General features: G+C 68.1%; 1 protein-coding gene. It reads left to right on the forward strand.

Features of this window, described 5'->3' with window-relative positions; genetic code table 11:
• Positions 1–196: 196 nt before the first annotated feature.
• On the forward strand, positions 197–478 hold the full coding sequence (locus tag AACY45_RS27525) for a DUF7940 domain-containing protein (protein WP_033965602.1): 282 nt from the start codon (positions 197–199) through the stop codon (positions 476–478).
• The last annotated feature ends 118 nt before the right edge of the window (positions 479–596 follow it).

Raw genomic sequence — 596 nt, forward strand, 5'->3', positions numbered from 1 at the left:
GCTGCGCGGCGCGTTTCCGCTCCATCCGCCCACGCCCGCGTTCGACGATCTCGTCTCGCGTGCCGAAACGGCACTGGAACAGGACGCCCTTTCGCGTGGCATCCGCGCCACTGCGGCGACGTACGACCAAGCCTCCGAAGGCGATGCCTGCGGGGGCTGACCCCGCTCACTCTCCCGTACCCCGAAAGGATATCCGATGACGCTGCTCGCAAAGTGGCGCGCCTGGTTGTGCGCGCGTCTCATCGATGACTGGCACCGCGCCTATACCTTCTCCTCGATCCGGCTCGCCGCGATCGGCGCGCTGATCGAGACGTTCGTGCAGGCCTTTCCCGGCACTGCGTCGGAAGTCTGGAATGCGATGCCGCAGGATCTGCGCGCGCTGCTCCCGTCGTGGCTGACCGGATCGTTCCCGATCCTGCTGCTGGTCGCGATCGCCGTCGCGCGCATCACCCGCAAGGTGCCGACCGATGGCCAGTGAACCGCGCAAGCTGACCCCGGCCAGCAAGGTCGGTGTCGGCGCTGGAATCGGTGCGCTGATCGCCGCAGCCGTCACACTGGCGCTGCCTGGCACCCGCACCGCCGAAGGCACCGTCTAT

This window comes from Pseudomonas sp. RA_35y_Pfl2_P32 (assembly GCF_963970735.1).
Lineage (GTDB): Bacteria > Pseudomonadota > Gammaproteobacteria > Pseudomonadales > Pseudomonadaceae > Aquipseudomonas.